Consider the following 18902-nt stretch of genomic DNA (forward strand, 5'->3'; position numbering starts at 1 on the left):
TACTCACCCGTCCGCCGCTAGCTTATCCCGAAGGATAAACCCGCTCGACTTGCATGTATTAGGCACGCCGCCAGCGTTCGTCCTGAGCCAGGATCAAACTCTCCATAATAGAAAGATGACTTGCTCATTTGAAGCTAGCGAGATTTTGCAATCTCTTTTATAGTCGATTGCTCGACTGTGCTTACTCACTCGTTGTTCAGTTTTCAAAGATCAATCACTCTTGTCCAACCCGCTCTCTCTCGAAAGCCGGAAGACCAATATACCATAGTTACTTTTGTTTTGCAACTTGTTTTTTTCAAGTTACTTTTGTATTTCCGCATGTCTCAGCGGCAACTTTTATAAGATAACACAGATGCCGCAACCGAGTCAACCTAATTCCAGATGTATTATTTTTACATCTACAGAAGCATCATTTTCACACCAATCAGCAGAATAACTCCTGGGACTCCCAATATAGTGGCTGTTCCTAGAGTTACCGTATTAATAGGCAGGTCTATATGTGTATACGTACTCAGTAGACTCAGTATGTATAGCAGAAAAGCCGCAACTACTACATTTAAACCTAGTGAAGCAGCTAATCTACTACCACCACGGCTGCGAAATACGATCAATACTAACATAAGAGAGGAGAGTATCAGCACCCCCCAAATCGCATATTTGAGTACCACGTTTTACACCTCCATTAAATGATCGCTGTCAATCAGGCTTACCCCTAGCTTCTTAGCTTGTTTGATCAGCATTTCAAATCTCTTCTCTGCCGCTTCCATTGCATAAATCGTATAGTCGATCTGATCCTTGTCCACTGCGAAGTCAAAGTGAGCTTGCGCTGCTACCCAAGTCTGGTGTGCAGAACGTATCTCTTGAATCAACATAATCTTGTCCCGTTTCAGTTCTTCCTTAATAGTCTTTGCTCGCGGACTCTTAAATCCACGCATGCCTAATAGAGCCGGTTTCATAGAAAAACCTCCATTCCTCCCACAATTGGGTTGATCTATACATATGGGAATTAAGGGATTTTAAGAACCATTACCACGCTTTTTAGGCAGAAAAAAAGAGAGCTTCTCAGCTCTCCTTACAATTTATACATTTATAATTCCCTGCGGCCTTCCATCGCCTTGGATAAAGTCACTTCATCCGCATATTCCAAATCGCCGCCAACCGGCAGACCATGTGCAATACGAGTAACTCGCAACCCGAAGGGTTTGATCAATCTAGATAAGTACATCGCTGTGGCTTCGCCCTCAATGTTCGGATTGGTGGCTAGAATCAATTCCTGAACCGTGTCGTCACCCAATCTCTTGAGGAGTTCAGCGATATGAATTTGATCAGGACCAATCCCCTCCATGGGGGATATAGCGCCATGCAGCACATGATAATAGCCTTCAAATTCTTTGGTTCGCTCAAGCGCAACCAAGTCCTTTGGCTCCTGCACGACACAGATAACGGAATTATCACGACTTTTATCCTGACAAATTCGACAAGGATCCACATCGGTAATATTGCAGCAAACAGAGCAATAATGCAGGTTCCGCTTTACATTAACAAGCGACTTGGCAAAGTCAATCACGTCTTCTTCTTTCATACGAAGAACGTGAAAGGCTAAGCGCCCCGCTGTCTTAGGACCTACTCCCGGCAAGCGGGAGAAGGCATCGATTAACTTCGCTATCGGTTCGGGGTAATACAAAGGAAGTACTCCTTCATGGAACAGAGTCGTTGATTCTACGTTGTCTTAGAACAATCCAGGTATATTCATACCGCCTGTAAATTTGCCCATATCTTTGTTAGCAATTTCTTCCGCTTTGGACATCGCGTCGTTAACTGCAGTCAACACGAGATCTTGCAGCATTTCAACATCATCTGGATCCACCGCTTCTGGTTTAATCGTGATGCTTTGTACTTTCTTATGTCCGTTGATGATACACGTTACCACACCGCCGCCAGCTGTTCCTTCAATCATTTTCGTGCCTAGCTCTTCTTGCGCCTTCATCATTTGCTCTTGCATTTTCTTCACTTGCTTCATCATTTGGTTCATGTTATTCATAATAGATCGCTCCCTTATCGTTAGTCTTCTTTAATCGTTACTAGGTCTTCACCAAACAATTGAATAGCTTCGGATATCCATTCTTCTTTGACCGCATTACCGCGGCCATCCTCTGCCACTAATTCCATCTCTTCAGGCGGGGCGTGCGTCGCTTCACTCTTCGCATCATCCCATTCCTTACGCATTAAGGTTAACAAACGCATCGGCTTACCAAACACAGAAGAAAGTACTTGCTCAATAATGACTTTATTTTCTGGCTTCTCCGTTGTATTGCGATGCATATCATTCTTGAATGCTACAAGCACAACATCATCTAGCATCGCCACTAGATCACCATTAACAAACCAAGCGTGAACAGTAATTTTCTTCTCTTTGACATCACCTAACACTTGACTCCACTTCAGAAGCGCGGTCTTCGTGTCTGGACTTTCGGAAGCTTTCAAATAAGGGTCCAGCTTAAGCCCCGACTTCTTAGAGGGCGCCGAAGCAACGGCTACTTTCGCCGCAGGCGCTTGCTTAGAACTCTCACCAGAAGCAACGTTCACTCCCGATTTTACCAGTTGTGCTAGCTGATCTTCAAGTTGTTTCATTCTCTGGCTCATCTGAGCGATGAGATCACCTTGCGGGGCGCGTCCTCCTGCTTCCTCCAAAGAACGAATGACCGGACTGCCTTCTGTCCCTCGATGACCGCCGCTTATTTTCATAATGGCGATTTCAAGTAAAGTTTGCGGCTGAACCGAATATTTCATCTCACTCTGATAATGATTCAGCGTTTCAATCATACTCATCATTTCGCTTGGCGTGAAGTGACTCGCAATTTCTTTGAGCTCTGCCATATCAAATACGCGTTCCGAAATCACAGGTGAGTTCGGTACCATACGCACCATCAGCAAATCGCGGAAATAGTGAATTAAATTTTCGATACACTTGTCTGCGCTTTTCCCTTCTTGCATGAAGGTGTCAATAAGCTCTAGGGCAGCCCCCAGATTCTGTTCCTTGATATACGTAACAAGTCTCTTAAATTGATCCGACGCTATACCGCCAGTGATCGACAAAATATCAGTAAGCTGTATTTCCCCTGTTGCAAAGGACGCAGCCTGATCTAATAGACTTAAAGCATCACGCATCCCGCCATCGGATAGTCTTGCTATATAGTGAAGAGCTTCTTTATCAATGGAAATTCGCTCTTGATCACAAACATACTGTAGACGCCCTACCTCATCCTCCATGGAAACACGACGAAAATCGAAGCGTTGACAGCGAGAAATAATGGTTGCAGGAATCTTGTGAGGTTCCGTTGTCGCCAAAATAAACATAACATGCGCAGGCGGCTCTTCCAGAGTCTTCAATAAAGCATTGAATGCTTCTGTCGTCAGCATGTGTACTTCATCGATAATGTACACTTTTTGCCTAACTTCCGTAGGTGCATATTTAACTTTATCTCGGATATCTCGAATTTCTTCCACACCGCGATTGGAAGCCGCATCGATCTCTACAACGTCCATAACAGCGCCTTCCGTGATGCGCTCACAGGCAGAGCATTGATTACAAGGCTCTTCGGAGGGGCCATTTAAGCAATTGATAGCTTTGGCTAATATTTTGGCTGTACTTGTTTTACCCGTACCACGGGGTCCGTTAAACAAATAAGCATGGGTTAGACGATTTTCCCGTAAAGAATTCTGCAGCGTTTGTGTGATATGCCTCTGTCCGACAACATCACGAAACGTCTGCGACCTCCACGTACGATACAAAGCAATGTGTGCCATAGTGTTCCTCTCCAATAATCCATGGGTGGATTGACTGTATCCATTATACTATAACGCTTCAAGGGATGAAATAGAGGATCACGTATAGGGAATCGTTATGGTGAATGTCGTTCCAAAGCCTTTGGAGGCAACACGAATGGTCCCACCCATATCATGAATAATTCGTTGGCATACGGAAAGCCCGAGACCAGTGCCCGTATCCTTCGTTGTAAAGAAGGGGTCGAATATTTTGTCAATCACGAACATCGGTATCCCTGAGCCTGTATCGTGAATATCCACGCACACATTACGCTCATTCGTGTCTACACGTTCAGAAATCGTCAATAGCCCACCGTCGTGCATGGCTTCGATCCCATTTTTGCATATATTCAAAAACACTTGTTTCAAGAGTTCATTATCCGCAATCACTTCAGGGAGATGAGGTGAAGCCTCGTAGTTGAGTTGAACGTTATAGAGGATCGCTTCATTTTGAATGATCGGTACGATACCATCCAGTACTTCCGTAATATGAATTGGCTCATAGGCGACATGCTTGGGCTTACTTAACATGAGAAACTCATTCACTAGCGCATTAATGCGTTCGATCTCACCCAGCATCACATCTGTAAAGTTCTGTTCCTTGTCCATGCCACGGTCACCAAAGGTGCGTCGCAGCATCTGCAGGAATCCTTTAATTGAGGTTAAGGGGTTGCGAATTTCATGTGCCGTACCTGCGGCAATTTGTCCGATCATCGCAAGGCGATCACTTCGCCAGACCATTTGTTCCAGTGAGCGCATGTTCGTAACATCTTTGAAAATGACATAAGCACCCACAATACTCCCATGACCATCTTTCAGCACATTCGAATCGAGGAGTAACTCAAACCGTTCTTGATTATTCGTCCAGGAAACAGCATGATTGCGGACAATCGCTCCATTCAAAATTGTGCGTTGCACAAGCTGGTGCTGGCTAGGTACTGTGGCAAAAATCTCATCCAACGACTTATTGCGTACATGCTCTTTCTCCATGGCCAGCATTTGGCAAGCTCGATCACTGATGTCAGCAAGGCGATAATCCATATCGATTAACAAGACACCTAAGTTGATATCTTTCAGAAAAGCATCCGAAAAGCGCTGGAGCAAATTTAAGGGTTGGCCTTCTTCTTTATTTTTCAATGACAACAGATATATTGTTTTACCATCGTTAGTAAGTTTGAGCATGGAGAATTGGAAGTAAACCATCCCTCCTTTCTTCCCCTTTAGGAAACCATGAGGCCACTCGCCTACATCTATCTCATTATTAAAATGAAAGTCGTATAACTCACGCAATGTAGACCTCACTTTGAAAAATTGAGAGAATGCAACACCGGTAATTTCATCCGCTGAATAACCTGACACTTTCAAAAGCTGATCCGTTGCAAGTAAGAGCTTCTCATCTTCATCAACCATGACCATACCGGTTTGTATGCTATGATTGAACAATTTCCGTAGTTCGTCCATCGATACCGAATACATCTGAGGCGAATGAATGGGCATGTCAACAGCTCCTTCACTTTCTCTTATCGAACTACTTTTGAGCGGCATCAGTCCATGTAGGTATGGTGTTAAGATTCTCTGTAAAGTCATATTCTTCCTGCAATGGCAAAAGAAAAAAACGCCCTAATTGCTGGCGTTTTGGTTATGTGTTCTTACATATACGGTATGATTACACCGTGCACCTGTTATTGATAAAGTGATACAAGCGAACTCTTACCGTTAGCTCAAATCAGGCAACCCCTCGGCACATGAAACATCTCACTTACGGCTGCTTCCTTCCAGACCTGACCGGGTTCATGAGCATCCATTGCGAAGGACCCGACTCTCAACACCACGTGTAAAAGCCAGACCTCACATCACAGTACCGCTAACAGGAATTCAACCTCGCTACAGCGGATTGCGAGTTACAGGGCACCGCTACCTCCCCGTCTAGCACAGTAAAAATAGTATAGCTGATTCATTGCCAAATAGCAACCTAGGGGGAAAAACTACCTATTACCTACTCGCAGGTACTCAGAAGCTAATCAGAAGCTAGCGATCCATTCTTACGCGTATTTTATACCGCGGCATATTCGTTTCTAATGCCATTTGAGCTTGCGACCGCAGTTCCTCTACTTGCGCCGCCGTCAAGGAAGCCTGAGGTTTGATTTTCACGTTGGCCGAAGGCCCATTGATCGCAATGTTGGTCTTCTCTATGCCTGGCAGCTGAGCAAGCACAGCCTTCATCAAATTCGTATCATCCTCATAATGATGGTAAGTCGGGTTCAGCGGATTGTTCGGGTTCACCTCTGTGATTCCCAACATGCCGTCTTGCTTATAGTTCTGAACCTTATACGTAGAATCATTCGTTTTCTTGTTGTTCCCCGTCCACATTCCACAACCTACTAAACTCACAACAAGTAAAGCAGCGCCTGTAAGCTTAATTAGACCCTTGAACATAAAAACACCTCCCATTGGACTCTAAGCCTAAGCTTAGGATGACCAAGGGAGGTTGTCTTATGCTGATTGGCAATCAAGCAAATGATGCCAATTAGATTCCGTATTTCTTTTTGAACTTGTCGACACGGCCGCCTACATCGATAAACTTTTGTTTACCAGTGTAGAAAGGATGGCAATTGGAGCAAATCTCAACACGAAGATTTGGCTTGATTGAACCCGTTTCGAACACATTACCACAAGCGCAAGTCACTGTGGTTGCATGATAAGTAGGATGAATTCCTGCTTTCATTTGGTTCACCTTCTTTCCGCCCTGAATCATTTGCTGAAACAGAGTTAATGGATGTACTACTGCATTGTAGCATACTCATAAGTCTAGATGCAATCCAAAATCACTCGGGTAATACTTCCACTAACTTGACTTAAAGCACCGTTGTGAGCGTACGATCACTTGTGTAGAATTTCGGCGTATGGGAATACGAACCGATAACCACATCCGGTAATTCTTGCTCGAAAATTTCGATCATTTGCTTCATACCTAACAGTTCTCCCTGAGCCTTAGGGATAATACCTAAGTAGCTCTCAGGGTCAATATTTAGGTTGCGCATTTGGATCAATTTCAATCCGGTTCTACGGACAAATTCAATCATCGCTTCAACTTCTTCTTCCCGATCCGTGACACCAGGGAATACGAGATAGTTAATGGATGTGATGACCCCTTTGTCCGTTGCATAACGAAGAGATTTCTCCACATTCTTGAGTGTATAGGCTCTTGGCTTGTAATAGGCGTTGTAGTGATCATCCAAAGCGCTGATCGTACTTACACGCATCAGATCGAGACCTGCATCCACAATACCGCGAATATGGTCCGTAAGGCCCGCATTCGTGTTGATATTGATGTAGCCCATCTTCGTTTGCTCCCGCACACGCTTGATGGCATCAATAATGATGACAGCCTGTGTGCTCGGTTCCCCTTCACAGCCTTGGCCGAAGGAGATAATGCTGTCAGGCGTCTTCAGATGCTCTAACATGATCTCGGTAATCTCTTCAACCTTCGGCTTAAAGTTCATCCGCGTTTGCGGAGCAACAAAGCCGCTCTCATCCGGCTGCTCCGAGATACATCCGAAGCATCCTGCGTTGCAGGAGTACGAGACAGGGACAGCCCCTTCCCAGCGCTGCAGGAACGTGTTCGATGCGGTCAAGCACTCGTAGCCAAGCGCACAATTCGACAAATGGGCATACAGGCGATTCTCGGGATACTTGGCAGTTAGCCGTTTCACTTCAACCTCGAGTTCATCCGGGTCGCAATGAATCGGATTCCAGAAGTAAGGATTATCCGTAAGACGCGCGGCTACATAAAAGCCGTCTTCCTTCCACACCACAGCCGTGTAACCGAACAAAGGCAGCGCCTTTGTCTTATCGGATTTCACATACCCTGGAAGAAGAAGTCTTGTGAAGCCTTGCGGAAGCAAAGCGCCAACTGCGTGATAATCACCCTCTACGCGCTTCATTTCACCGGTTGCAGCATCTATGCCAACGGGGCGCGTGAAGGGCAGACTAACGAGAGTCGAACCCTCAGGCAGAGGGATCAGTTCTTCATCTAATATTTCGGTGATCATTTCTGCATTTCGACCTAGCGCCAAATAATCAGGATGATCAAATACATTTCCTTGTGGATCTGAATAAACCAAGTTCATAACGGTACTCCTCTTTGTACGTTAAAGTAAACGACTGTACCAACCAATTTTCTTGATAGCTGCCGTTTATCTTAAGCTTAAGATGCTGAGTTTTTGACTTTGCCTTTATTCTGTCCCGAGGACGTTCCCGCCCCTGGGGATGCCAGCGAGTCCAAAAACTCTTGATTCGTCTTCGTATCCGCAAGCTTCTTAATAAAGGCTTCGGTATATTCATGTGAATCATTCATGCCTTTGCGAAGTGCCCATACTTTCTCGAGCTCATCTTTACTGAGTAATGCTTCCTCACGACGAGTTCCTGAGCGACGAATATCGATAGCAGGGAAGATACGGCGCTCTGCCATTTTGCGATCGAGATGAAGCTCCAGATTGCCTGTACCTTTAAATTCTTCATAAATGACGTCATCCATACGTGAACCGGTTTCGACAAGTGCTGTAGCAAGAATGGTTAAGCTGCCGCCTTCTTCAATGTTTCGAGCAGCTCCGAAAAAACGCTTGGGACGATGGAATGCAGCGGGGTCTACACCTCCGGACAACGTCCGGCCTGAAGGCGGTACTACGAGGTTATACGCTCTTGCTAAGCGCGTAATACTGTCGAGTAAGATAACAACGTCTTTCTTATGTTCAACTAGACGCATAGCACGTTCTAGAACAAGTTCAGCGACTTTAATATGATTTTCCGGAAGCTCATCAAAAGTTGAGGCTACGACTTCGCCTTTGACAGAACGCTGCATATCCGTAACTTCCTCAGGACGCTCGTCAATTAACAGAACGAATAGCTCAATTTCAGGATAATTCGTAGAAATACTGTTCGCAATTTCTTTGAGCAACAACGTTTTCCCCGCTTTGGGAGGCGCCACAACAAGTCCACGCTGACCCAAGCCTACAGGAGCAAGCAAGTCCATAATGCGCATCGAAATCTTGTTCGGCTCTGTCTCCAGCGTAATACGTGTATCTGGATAGAGAGGCGTCAGTGCTGGGAAATGTAAGCGTTCCGAAGCTGTTTCAGGCTTCTCGCCATTCACGGCTTCGACCTGGAGAAGTCCATAATAGCGCTCATTCTCTTTGGGAGGACGACATTTACCAGATACGATATCCCCTGAACGTAAATCAAACTTCCGAATTTGAGAGGCTGAAATATAGATATCCTCTGAACTAGGCAAGTAGTTGATTGGACGTAAGAATCCGAATCCCTCTTGCAAAATTTCCAGGACACCTTGCATGAACAGGAATCCGCTCTCTGCTGCTTGTGCACGTAAAATGGCAAAAATGAGTTCTCTTTTCTTCAGCGTACCGTAATATGGGATCTGATGTTTCTTCGCTAGTTTATATAATTCAGTAAGCTTGAGTACTTCAAGCTCAGCAAGCTGCATGCTCATGTTTCAACCACCAAACTATTAAATTTTCAATTGGATTCTAGCATTGCCTGTTGTTTGGCACTTTATTCCTCGTTCTCACGCCAAACTTCCGCACCTAGGGAAGATAGATTAAATACTAAATTCTCATAACCGCGATCGATGAACTCTACACCGGACACTTCGGTAACTCCGCCTGTCATTACACTGAGGCCAGCAATGACCAAAGCTGCTCCTGCACGTAAATCTGTCGCTCTTACTTTGGCTGAACTCAGTTGCGAGCCTTCAATGATGGCCGAACGTCCTTCAACTCGTATCTTAGCACCCATGCGTACAAGCTCTGGAATATGCTTAAATCGATTGCTATAAACATGATCTGTTAGCACACTAACACCCTTCGCTTGGCAAAGCAGGCTAGACATCGGAGATTGTAAATCCGTTGCAAACCCAGGGTAAATTAATGCTTTCACATCTACGCTTTCGTAGATAGGCTGACCTACGATGCGAATGGATTCGTCCATTTCGTAAACATGAACACCCATTTCTTGCAGCTTAGCTGTCAATGCTTCCAGATGCTTTGGAATCACATTGTCTACCGTAACATCGCCGCGCGTCGCCGCTGCAGCAATCATGTACGTTCCCGCTTGGATACGGTCAGGAATAATGGAGTGACGACAGCCATGAAGTTCGGAAACCCCTTCAATACGGATCGTATCCGTACCAGCTCCCTTGATTTTCGCACCCATCGAATTCAAAAGTGTTGCCACATCTATAATTTCAGGCTCTTTCGCCGCATTTTCAATCGTAGTCAAACCCTTAGCACGTGAAGCAGCTAACATAATATTAATCGTAGCGCCAACACTCGCCATATCTAAATAAATCTTAGCACCGCGCAGTTCCTTGGCACGAATATGAAGTGCTCCGTTTTCGTTACTCACCACAGCGCCTAGTGCTTCAAATCCTTTAATATGAAGGTCAATCGGACGCGGTTCGAAATTACACCCGCCTGGAAGACCGATCGTCGCTTCACCAAATCTGCCCAAAAGTGCACCCATTAAATAATACGAAGCACGCAGCTTCTTCACTTTACCATTCGGCATTGCAAGAGGCTTCATCTGGCTCGGATCAATCGTCATGCGATCTTCGTTCCAATCGATCGTCGCGCCCAAGTCAGTCAAAATTTCTGTATATATAGCCACATCGCTTAAATGTGGAAGATTATCCAACGTTACTGATGTTTCTGCAAGTACTGCGGCAGGAATAAGTGCAATCGCACTATTCTTTGCTCCACTAATTTGAACTGTTCCCCGTAGTGGGCGTCCACCGACCACCATTAATTTCTCCAACATACTTCTCCCCCTAAACCAGGTGCCTTCTCACTAACGTTAATCAACAAAACCTACGTAATTCCACAATCATTCGACGAAAATCCACAAAATAAGGAAGTAAATAAATAAGCGCGAGGTAACAAACGACTTCGTCATTCCATAGGGAAGAACGCGTTTGTAAACGTTGATGCGAAGTATAAGTATGACTGATACTCACTTTGAATGTTATCAACAAATAGAAGAAGGAAACGCCCGCAATGACACAGACAGACGGCATTGTCGACCATCCATCTGTGTATTGCTGCATTTCCTATCCTGTCTATACAATTTGGAATTAAGCTTGGTTGCTGCTTCCGAACAATTGAATTTTGGATTTTACTACTTCGATCATAGCGTTACGAGCTGGGGTTAGATATTTACGAGGATCATAAATTTTAGCATCTTTGTTCAGAGCTGCGCGGATGCTTTCTGTGCATGCCACTTGGTTCTCTGTGTTCACGTTGATTTTGCCAACGCCTGCTGCAATTGATCTACGGATCATTTCGTCTGGAACGCCAGATCCACCGTGCAATACAACTGGAACTGGGATCGCTTTGGTAACTGCTTCAATAATATCAAAGTGAATGTTAGGCTCGCCTGCGTACATACCGTGTGCAGTACCTACTGCGATTGCCAAACAATCCACGCCTGTTTCTTCGTAGAAACGAATCGCTTCTTCTGGTTTTGCAAGGTTAGCGTGCTCTTCATCAACGGAAATGTCATCCTCAACGCCACCAATTGTTCCAAGCTCACCCTCAACGGATACGCCCATTGCACGAGCAGCTTTAACAACTTCTTTCGTCAAACGAATGTTTTCTTCGAAAGAATAGTGGGAACCATCGAACATAACAGAGCTGAATCCTGCACGGATACATTTCATTGCTACTTCAAACGAACTACCGTGGTCTAAGTGCAAAGCGATCGGAAGACCGGATTTTTTAGCTGCTGCTTCTGCAATAGCTACAGTAAACTCGATGCCCATATATTTTAGTGCGCCTTCGCTAACACCATAAATGAACGGGGAGTTCAGTTCGATTGCTGCTTCCACAATCGCTTGAGCAAACTCAAGATTGTTCATGTTAAATTGACCAACCGCATATTTCCCTACTTTTGCCTTAGGTAAAAATTCATTCATTGAAACCAATGCCATGTTTCTCTTCCTCCTAGAACCTCTTTAGTAGATGCGCATACCGCTCTCTGTCATACCTGAGTTATTATAGCACATAACTTTTCAAATGATAACCAAGCCATCATTTTTCCACAACAAAAAAAGACCCTATAACTAGGATCCTACAGCGAAACCACTGCTCGATTCATTATTCAATTGCATATTAACAGCCAGTCGCAGCTCATCAATATCAAACGGCTTCGTAAAATGCATAATCGCGCCTAAATCCGTCGCTTCTTTAATCATGTCCAGCTCACCGTATGCCGTCATCATGATCACTTTGATCGACACATCAATTTCTTTCACATGCTTCAAGATATCAAGTCCGTCCATACCGGGAATCTTCATATCTAGCAAGATGAGGTCAGGCGAAACATTTCTTACAATTTCCAAGGCCAACTTGCCATTGGAGGCTTGATAGGTATCGTACCCTTCGTTACTAAACACTTCCATGAGGAGTACACGAATTCCATTTTGATCATCCACTACCAATACTTTTTTCTTCATAGCCAAGTCCCCTCCCGAAAACGAATAACAAGTTCCAATCCTATGAGTCAAGGTATTCGCTATTCATTTTCGTTTTCCTTCCGAGGAGAGCGGTTTTTTTCAAAAGTTTTACATAAAAGTTGATTATCAGGAGGGTACCCCTGCATCACAACGCAATTTTTTAGCGAGTAATCAGTTGTGCAGCTTTCACAAATTCACGGAAAAGCGGCTGCGGACGGTTCGGACGGGATGTAAATTCCGGGTGGAATTGTACAGCCAAGAACCATGGGTGACCTGGAAGCTCAACCATCTCAACCAGACGACCATCCGGCGATGTTCCTGAAATACGCAAGCCAGCGGACTCAATCAATTCGCGGTATTCGTTATTAAATTCATACCGGTGGCGATGTCTTTCGTAAACAAGCTCATCGTTATACGTAGTCGCAGCAAGTGAACCTGGCGTCAGCTTACAAGGGTACAGACCTAAACGCATGGTTCCGCCTAGATTTTCGATATCCTTTTGCTCTGGCAATAGGTCAATTACTGGATACGCTGTTGTTGGATTAATCTCGGAGCTATTCGCGCCATCCAAACCGCAAACAGAACGTGCGTATTCGATAACAGCAACCTGCATCCCAAGACAAATACCGAAGAAAGGAATTTCTTTCTCACGTGCATAGCGGATTGCCGCGACTTTCCCTTCGATCCCGCGATCACCAAATCCGCCTGGAACAAGAATCCCTTGTACGCCAGATAGAAGTGAATGTACGTTGTGGTCGTAAATATCTTCTGCATTGACCCAACGAATATCAATCTCGGAATCATTATCGATACCCGCATGTCCTAGGGCTTCAACGATACTCAGGTACGCATCATGAAGAGCAACGTATTTCCCTACGATAGCGATCTCCGTCTTCTTTGTTAAGGATTTGACCTTGCGAACAAGACTCTCCCATTCCGTCATATCCGGTTGATTCGTTTGAAGCTTCAAGTGATTCACAACATAATCATCCAGACCTTGTTCACGAAGCATCATGGGTACTTCATACAAGGTTTCTGCATCTTTACATTCAATTACTGCCGTTGGATCGATATCACAGAACAAAGCAAGCTTACGCTTCATATCTTCTGTCAAGGAATGCTCTGTACGGCAAACGATCACATGCGGTTGAATACCAAGGCCGCGTAGTTCTTTAACGCTATGCTGCGTTGGTTTTGTTTTGACTTCTCCAGCTGCTTTGATATAAGGAATCAACGTAACGTGAATGTACATGACATTCTCGCGGCCGATATCATTTTTCATTTGACGAATCGCTTCAAGGAACGGCAAGCTCTCGATATCCCCTACAGTACCACCAATTTCGGTAATGACCACATCGGACCCTGCTTCACGGCCTGCGCGAATAACACGTTCTTTAATTTCATTGGTAATATGAGGAATCACTTGAACAGTTCCACCCAAATACTCTCCACGACGTTCTTTGGTAATGACCGAAGAGTACACTTTACCTGATGTCACGTTCGAGCTTTTGGACAAGTTAATGTCGATAAAACGCTCATAATGACCTAAATCCAAATCCGTCTCTGCACCATCGTCAGTTACGAAAACTTCTCCATGCTGGTAAGGACTCATTGTTCCTGGGTCCACGTTAATATAAGGATCGAACTTCTGGATCGTAACTTTCAAACCTCTGTTCTTGAGCAGTCTTCCTAAGGAAGCTGCGGTAATTCCTTTGCCAAGGGATGAAACTACGCCTCCCGTAACGAAAATGTATTTTGTCACTATGTACGCCTCCTTAAAGTTTTAAGCATCCGCTTTAGATTTTGCCAGACTACTGGCATCGGTATAACATGAAAGTAATTGTGAAAAGGTGCTAGAAAACTGGCTTCATCAGCATAAGCTCTTGGGTGTCGCCAGAACAAAGGTGTAATAGCATTAGCTTCTGCTAAATAAGTGTTTTCATGAACAAATTACAAAAAAAAAGCACAAAAAAACAAAAAAAAGTGACACCCGTAGTGACGGGGCACTTTTTGAACGCATGCGCGAATTGTTAAGATTCTTTTAAAGCCCATGCAATAGTTTACTCTGAACGTATAGTGACTGTCAAGACAAGTTATTTGTCGTCTTCGTCGTCTTCCAAATCCTCTTCATCCTCATCGGAATCCAAATCCTCTTCATCCTCATCAGCATCTTCAGTCTCTTCGATACCCGCTTCGCCAAGATCTTCTTCGATTTCTTCGTCTTCGAAGAATTCAGTATCCTCTTCCGCTTCTTCTTCCTCTTCGGTTTCGGTACCAAATGCATCGTACTCGTCTTCTTCTGCGTATGTATCTTCTTCTTCCGCATAAACGTCTTCATCCAAATCATCATCTTCATCGTTAATGATTCTAGGACGCTTCGCATTACCAACCGCATCGTCAGACTTCTCAACTGGATACCAACGCTTCAAGCCCCATAGGTTCGTACCTACACAAGCAAAACGACCATCGATGTTGATCTCCGTATATAGTTGGGCAATTACATTCATGACATTATCTTCAGAAAGCCCTTTTATTTTAGCAATTTCAGCCATAAGTTCACGATAGTAAAACGGCGTATTCGCCGACTTCAGCAATTCGAACGCCAAATCCACCATGGGCATTTCGCGTGCTTGCTCTGTGGTGATTTTGAGTGTGTATTCGCTGCTCATCTAAGGCACATCCTTTTCGATCATTTCTTGACTACGTTATCTACCATAACCAATATCTTCATTAAGTAAAACCTATTTTTTCTAAAATTGCAACTACCCTGCAATAAACGACTGCAACGTCCTTCATGGACGCGTGCATTTATTAGGAAATATAGCCCGTTCAACGTAACCCTCTACATGATAATATCCCCATAAAAAGGAATACAAGCGAAGGTCCCCCCTCGCCTGCGACTGTACCCAAAGGAACCGCCAGCTGATGAACAGCAGTCGTTTCCACTACCTGAGAAAGAGACACTCCTGCCCGCGCCTCTCTATGTATCCTATGTTGAACCTACGCATCTGACACGGCTTTGCACCCATTTATTTCTATAAAGGCGATGACACGGTCAAGTGCAATGACCTGTACATAGGATAGGGGAGATACGATCATATGTTGTAACGGGGGGATGGCACGATGGATACAGCCACCTTTCTTCATCTGCTTCATGAAGATCTAGGTCTTACTAAACAACCAGCAAGAAAGCATCTTATCCATTTCGCCTCAAAGACGGATTATTTTGCCTGCAAGTCAGAGCTCCTTCGCATGACGTCTGAACTCCCCAGACTATCCCTGGTTCTGCCTCTAGACATTATTCACGCTTTCTCCTGCACGCTGTGTCCAGATACAAAACTCAGAAGCTTTTCCAGCACGACACGTATCGAAGCAGATACGAAATTAATTATAAATAAAATTAAGGGTAAAAAGACTGTACCCAAACGAGCTAGTATTTTGTCCAGCTCACGTACGCGCACCATTCCATGGGGGGTTGATCAAATCGGCGCTCCAGAAATCTGGAGTAAATCTGTTGGGCAAAACATTCACATCGGCGTCATCGATACCGGTATCGACTTCAAGCATCCTGATTTGCGAAACTCGATTTCGCAAGGTGTCAACTTATTAAATCGCCGACTGATGCCCCATGATGATAACGGTCATGGTACACACATCGCAGGTACAATCGCGGCAACGGGCCGTAATTCCGGTATTATTGGCGTCGCGCCACGAGCGATCATTCATCCTGTTAAAGCGTTTGACCAAAATGGAAGCGCCTATGTATCCGATATCATCGCCGGTATTGATTGGTGCGTCCAAAACGACCTGGATATTATTAATATGAGCTTCGGCATGAAAACGTACAATCCTGCTTTGGAGCAGGCGGTTCTAAACGCCTATTACAGAGGGAAGGTGATCGTAGCCTCTTCCGGTAATGACGGCAGAAAGAAAACGGTTGATTACCCTGCTCGGTTTCCCCAGGTTGTCTCCGTCGGCGCGACAACGCGAACGGGCCGGATTGCCCCCTTCAGCAATCGAGGTGCACAAATCGACATTTATGCCCCTGGCGAGCGCGTGTATTCGGCTTGGCTAGGTGGCAAATATAATGAGCTCAGCGGCACTTCAATGGCAACCGCGCATGTAAGCGGCGTCATCGCTTTGATGCTTTCGCTGCGATCCATGTCGCCGCAGCAAATTAAGAGCGCGCTGCGCCGCTGCGCATTCCCGCTGAACAAGCGCACGAACGCCCGGTGGCAGCCCGGGCAATTGAACGCCCAGCGGGCGATCCGCGCGGCGGGGCAAGATTAATGGCGCTGAGGGCATGCTGCCTCAGTGCCTTACGGCGTAAGCGCAGAGTGACCCTCTGCGCTTGGAAAGAGAAGAAGCTCCCCTTTTGACCAATGGTCAAGGGGAGCTTCTTCTTTGTTTGAGCGGGTGCTACATCCGCTCAGGCGCGGATACGCCAACCATGCGAAGCGTGTTGGCAAGGGTCGTGCGCAGCGCGCCGAGCAGCGCGAGGCGTGCTTGGGTTAAGGCTGCGTCATCGGTGATGACGTAGTGGCCTCTATAGTAGCTATGGAACTGGCTCGCCAGTTCGTAGACATAGCGGATCAAGCGGTGCGGCGCGTACTGCTCAGCCGCAATAGCGATCTCTTCCGGAAGCTCGCCGATCTTGCGCAGCAAGTCGAACTCGGCTTCCGATGAGAGCTGGGACAGGTCAACCTGCTCCAGCGGCAGTACCGCGATGTTCTGCTCTTCCGCTTGGCGGAAGATGCTGCAAATCCGTGCGTGGGCATACTGCACATAGAACACAGGGTTCTCATTGGACTGCGAAACCGCCAAGTCCATGTCGAAGTCCAGATGCGAATCCATGCTGCGCATCGCGAAGAAGTAACGAATCGGATCGACGCCGACTTCGTCCATCAAGTCCTCCATCGTAACGGCTTTGCCGGTACGTTTGGACATTTTCACCTTTTCACCATTCTGGAATAGGCTCACCATTTGGGCAATCAGCACCACAAGTCTGTCCGCTTCAAAACCTAGCGCAGTCATCGCCGCTTTCATCCGCGGGATGTAGCCATGGTGATCAGCGCCCCAAATATTAATTAAGCGGTCGTAGCCGCGTCCAAATTTGTTGCGGTGGTAGGCAATATCTGGCGTGAGGTAGGTAAAGGAACCGTCATTTTTGATCAAAACACGATTCTTGTCATCCCCAAGCGGTGTCGTGTTCAACCAGGTTGCGCCCTCTTCTTCATAGATATGCCCGTTGTCCCGAAGCTCTTGAAGCACAGGCGGAATTAAATTATCTTCATAAATCGACGTCTCGGAGAACCAATTGTCGAAATGGACACCGAAGCGGCCTAAGTCGCGCTTGATTTTGTCGAGTTCCTTTTCAAGTCCGTATGTACGGAAATAAGCACGACGCTCCTCATCTGATAAGCTGAGAAGGCGATCCCCTTCTGTTGCTGCGAGCTCTGTTGCAAAGCCTTTAATATCTTCCCCAAAATAGCCATCCTCTGGCATTTCCGCTTCTTGACCAAGCGCTTGCAGATAGCGAGCTTCGATGGATTTTGCCAAGTTGATTACTTGATTACCCGCATCATTGATGTAGTACTCACGTGAAACGTCATAACCTGCTAGATCCAATACGTTACAAAGAACATCACCAACAGCTGCGCCACGTGCATGTCCCAAATGGAGGGAACCTGTAGGATTCGCGCTAACGAACTCCACTTGCACTTTGAGCCCTTGTCCTACGTTCGATTCTCCATAACGGTCACCGAGCTTCGCTACATCAGCAATTACTGGGTAGAGGTAGACATTATCCATTTTAAAATTAATAAAGCCTGGACCCGCAATTTCCGCTTGGGAAATATTCGCTGCGTCTTTGTTCAGGTTCGCAATGATTTGCTCCGCGATCTGTCTCGGGTTTACCTTCGCAATACGCGTCAGCTGCATCGCTACATTCGTCGCGAAATCCCCATGCGTCTTCTCTTTCGGCACTTCCAGAATGATTTCTGGCAGTTGCTCCTCTGAGACGATACCTGCCGCTAGAACAGCCTCTTTAATTGCTTGCTTCACTTTCGCTTTCACTTCATTAAGAACATCCATTTCGTCTTACTCCTCCTGAATTAACAACTTGATTCGATAGGCTCCCGCATGTGTGCCTGATGCATATAGATCATAGCTCCACCTCGTAATTCCGATCCCATGGATGGCTTCCGAGGTCAGCTTGTGCGTCTCAATTTCCAGTTCCATTCGGAGCTGTGGTGTGTGATAGAAACCGGTCCGCTTCTCCCCAGGGACGAAGGTTTGCTCCGCTTGTACATCCCCTTGGCGAATAATACGAATCTGATTATCTTCGAGCTTAATGATCGTTACAGTCCGTCCAAGCTCATTCGGCTCTTCTTCGTAGCGGATATAGGTATGATCGCCTTTGCGATAAAGATCCCCGCGTGCCTTCTGCACCGTGGTCTCGCTCCCGCTTCGACTCTCGATTCGAATCCGCACCCGCTGCTTATCCGTCATGATTCGATCTTCCCCTCTTCTTTATCAGCAGTGGCATTTGATG

The 18902-nt window shown here is 45.8% G+C and carries 18 protein-coding genes, 1 rRNA gene and 1 other RNA gene; 1 reads left to right on the top strand and 19 read right to left on the bottom strand.

Annotated features, from left to right (window positions below; all coding sequences use genetic code 11):
* The 17 genes from AC58QG_RS35880 to rpoE all read right to left on the bottom strand — a co-directional run.
* A 16S ribosomal RNA gene (locus tag AC58QG_RS35880) occupies positions 1-109 on the bottom strand; the annotation flags it as partial.
* 289 nt (positions 110-398) lie between these two features.
* On the bottom strand, positions 399-620 hold the full coding sequence (locus AC58QG_RS35885; protein ID WP_497366755.1) for a pro-sigmaK processing inhibitor BofA family protein: 222 nt from the start codon (positions 618-620) through the stop codon (positions 399-401).
* A 51-nt stretch (positions 621-671) separates the two neighbouring features.
* Positions 672-956: a DUF2508 family protein gene (locus AC58QG_RS35890; RefSeq protein ID WP_497366734.1), complete on the bottom strand. Its 285-nt coding sequence runs from the start codon at positions 954-956 to the stop codon at positions 672-674.
* Between the two features lie 131 nt (positions 957-1087).
* Entirely contained in the window at positions 1088-1684 is a 597-nt protein-coding gene (gene recR, locus AC58QG_RS35895; RefSeq protein WP_497366735.1) for a recombination mediator RecR, read from the bottom strand.
* A 45-nt stretch (positions 1685-1729) separates the two neighbouring features.
* Complete coding sequence (locus tag AC58QG_RS35900; protein ID WP_028555044.1) at positions 1730-2041, bottom strand: YbaB/EbfC family nucleoid-associated protein; 312 nt, start codon at positions 2039-2041, stop codon at positions 1730-1732.
* A 20-nt stretch (positions 2042-2061) separates the two neighbouring features.
* Positions 2062-3807 (bottom strand): DNA polymerase III subunit gamma/tau, encoded by a 1746-nt coding sequence (dnaX, locus tag AC58QG_RS35905; protein WP_497366736.1) that lies wholly within the window; start codon positions 3805-3807, stop codon positions 2062-2064.
* 78 nt (positions 3808-3885) lie between these two features.
* Positions 3886-5322: an ATP-binding protein gene (locus tag AC58QG_RS35910; RefSeq protein WP_497366737.1), complete on the bottom strand. Its 1437-nt coding sequence runs from the start codon at positions 5320-5322 to the stop codon at positions 3886-3888.
* Between the two features lie 174 nt (positions 5323-5496).
* An RNA gene (ffs, locus tag AC58QG_RS35915) (signal recognition particle sRNA large type) lies at positions 5497-5760 on the bottom strand.
* A 93-nt stretch (positions 5761-5853) separates the two neighbouring features.
* Entirely contained in the window at positions 5854-6261 is a 408-nt protein-coding gene (locus tag AC58QG_RS35920; RefSeq protein WP_497366738.1) for a hypothetical protein, read from the bottom strand.
* Positions 6262-6352: 91 nt separating this feature from the next.
* A complete protein-coding gene (rpmE, locus tag AC58QG_RS35925) occupies positions 6353-6550 on the bottom strand; it encodes a 50S ribosomal protein L31 (protein ID WP_056621960.1) in 198 nt (65 codons plus the stop codon).
* A gap of 130 nt (positions 6551-6680) precedes the next feature.
* Complete coding sequence (locus AC58QG_RS35930) at positions 6681-7955, bottom strand: radical SAM family protein (RefSeq protein ID WP_497366739.1); 1275 nt, start codon at positions 7953-7955, stop codon at positions 6681-6683.
* A 77-nt stretch (positions 7956-8032) separates the two neighbouring features.
* Positions 8033-9331, bottom strand: a complete 1299-nt coding sequence (rho, locus tag AC58QG_RS35935; protein WP_497366740.1) for a transcription termination factor Rho — start codon at positions 9329-9331, stop codon at positions 8033-8035.
* Positions 9332-9393: 62 nt separating this feature from the next.
* Positions 9394-10653, bottom strand: coding sequence for a UDP-N-acetylglucosamine 1-carboxyvinyltransferase (gene murA, locus AC58QG_RS35940; RefSeq protein WP_497366756.1), 1260 nt, complete (start codon positions 10651-10653; stop codon positions 9394-9396).
* 316 nt (positions 10654-10969) lie between these two features.
* Positions 10970-11824, bottom strand: coding sequence for a class II fructose-1,6-bisphosphate aldolase (fba, locus tag AC58QG_RS35945; protein WP_497366741.1), 855 nt, complete (start codon positions 11822-11824; stop codon positions 10970-10972).
* 132 nt (positions 11825-11956) lie between these two features.
* Positions 11957-12349 carry a response regulator gene (locus tag AC58QG_RS35950; protein WP_056621969.1) on the bottom strand — a complete coding sequence of 131 codons (393 nt, stop codon included), beginning with the start codon at positions 12347-12349 and terminating at the stop codon, positions 11957-11959.
* A 160-nt stretch (positions 12350-12509) separates the two neighbouring features.
* The gene (pyrG, locus tag AC58QG_RS35955) at positions 12510-14111 is read right to left on the bottom strand and encodes a CTP synthase (protein WP_497366742.1); all 1602 of its coding nucleotides are present in this window, start codon (positions 14109-14111) and stop codon (positions 12510-12512) included.
* Between the two features lie 331 nt (positions 14112-14442).
* Complete coding sequence (gene rpoE / locus AC58QG_RS35960) at positions 14443-15018, bottom strand: DNA-directed RNA polymerase subunit delta (RefSeq protein ID WP_497366743.1); 576 nt, start codon at positions 15016-15018, stop codon at positions 14443-14445.
* Positions 15019-15472: 454 nt separating this feature from the next.
* On the opposite strand from rpoE, the gene AC58QG_RS35965 reads away from it, so the two are divergent.
* Complete coding sequence (locus AC58QG_RS35965) at positions 15473-16639, top strand: S8 family peptidase (protein ID WP_497366744.1); 1167 nt, start codon at positions 15473-15475, stop codon at positions 16637-16639.
* A 129-nt stretch (positions 16640-16768) separates the two neighbouring features.
* Here AC58QG_RS35965 and argS read toward each other — a convergent pair whose 3' ends face one another.
* Positions 16769-18442, bottom strand: coding sequence for an arginine--tRNA ligase (gene argS / locus AC58QG_RS35970; RefSeq protein WP_497366745.1), 1674 nt, complete (start codon positions 18440-18442; stop codon positions 16769-16771).
* A 6-nt stretch (positions 18443-18448) separates the two neighbouring features.
* Positions 18449-18859 (bottom strand): YwiB family protein, encoded by a 411-nt coding sequence (locus AC58QG_RS35975; RefSeq protein ID WP_436239119.1) that lies wholly within the window; start codon positions 18857-18859, stop codon positions 18449-18451.
* Between the last annotated feature and the right edge of the window lie 43 nt (positions 18860-18902).

Source organism: Paenibacillus sp. J22P169, assembly GCF_059691995.1.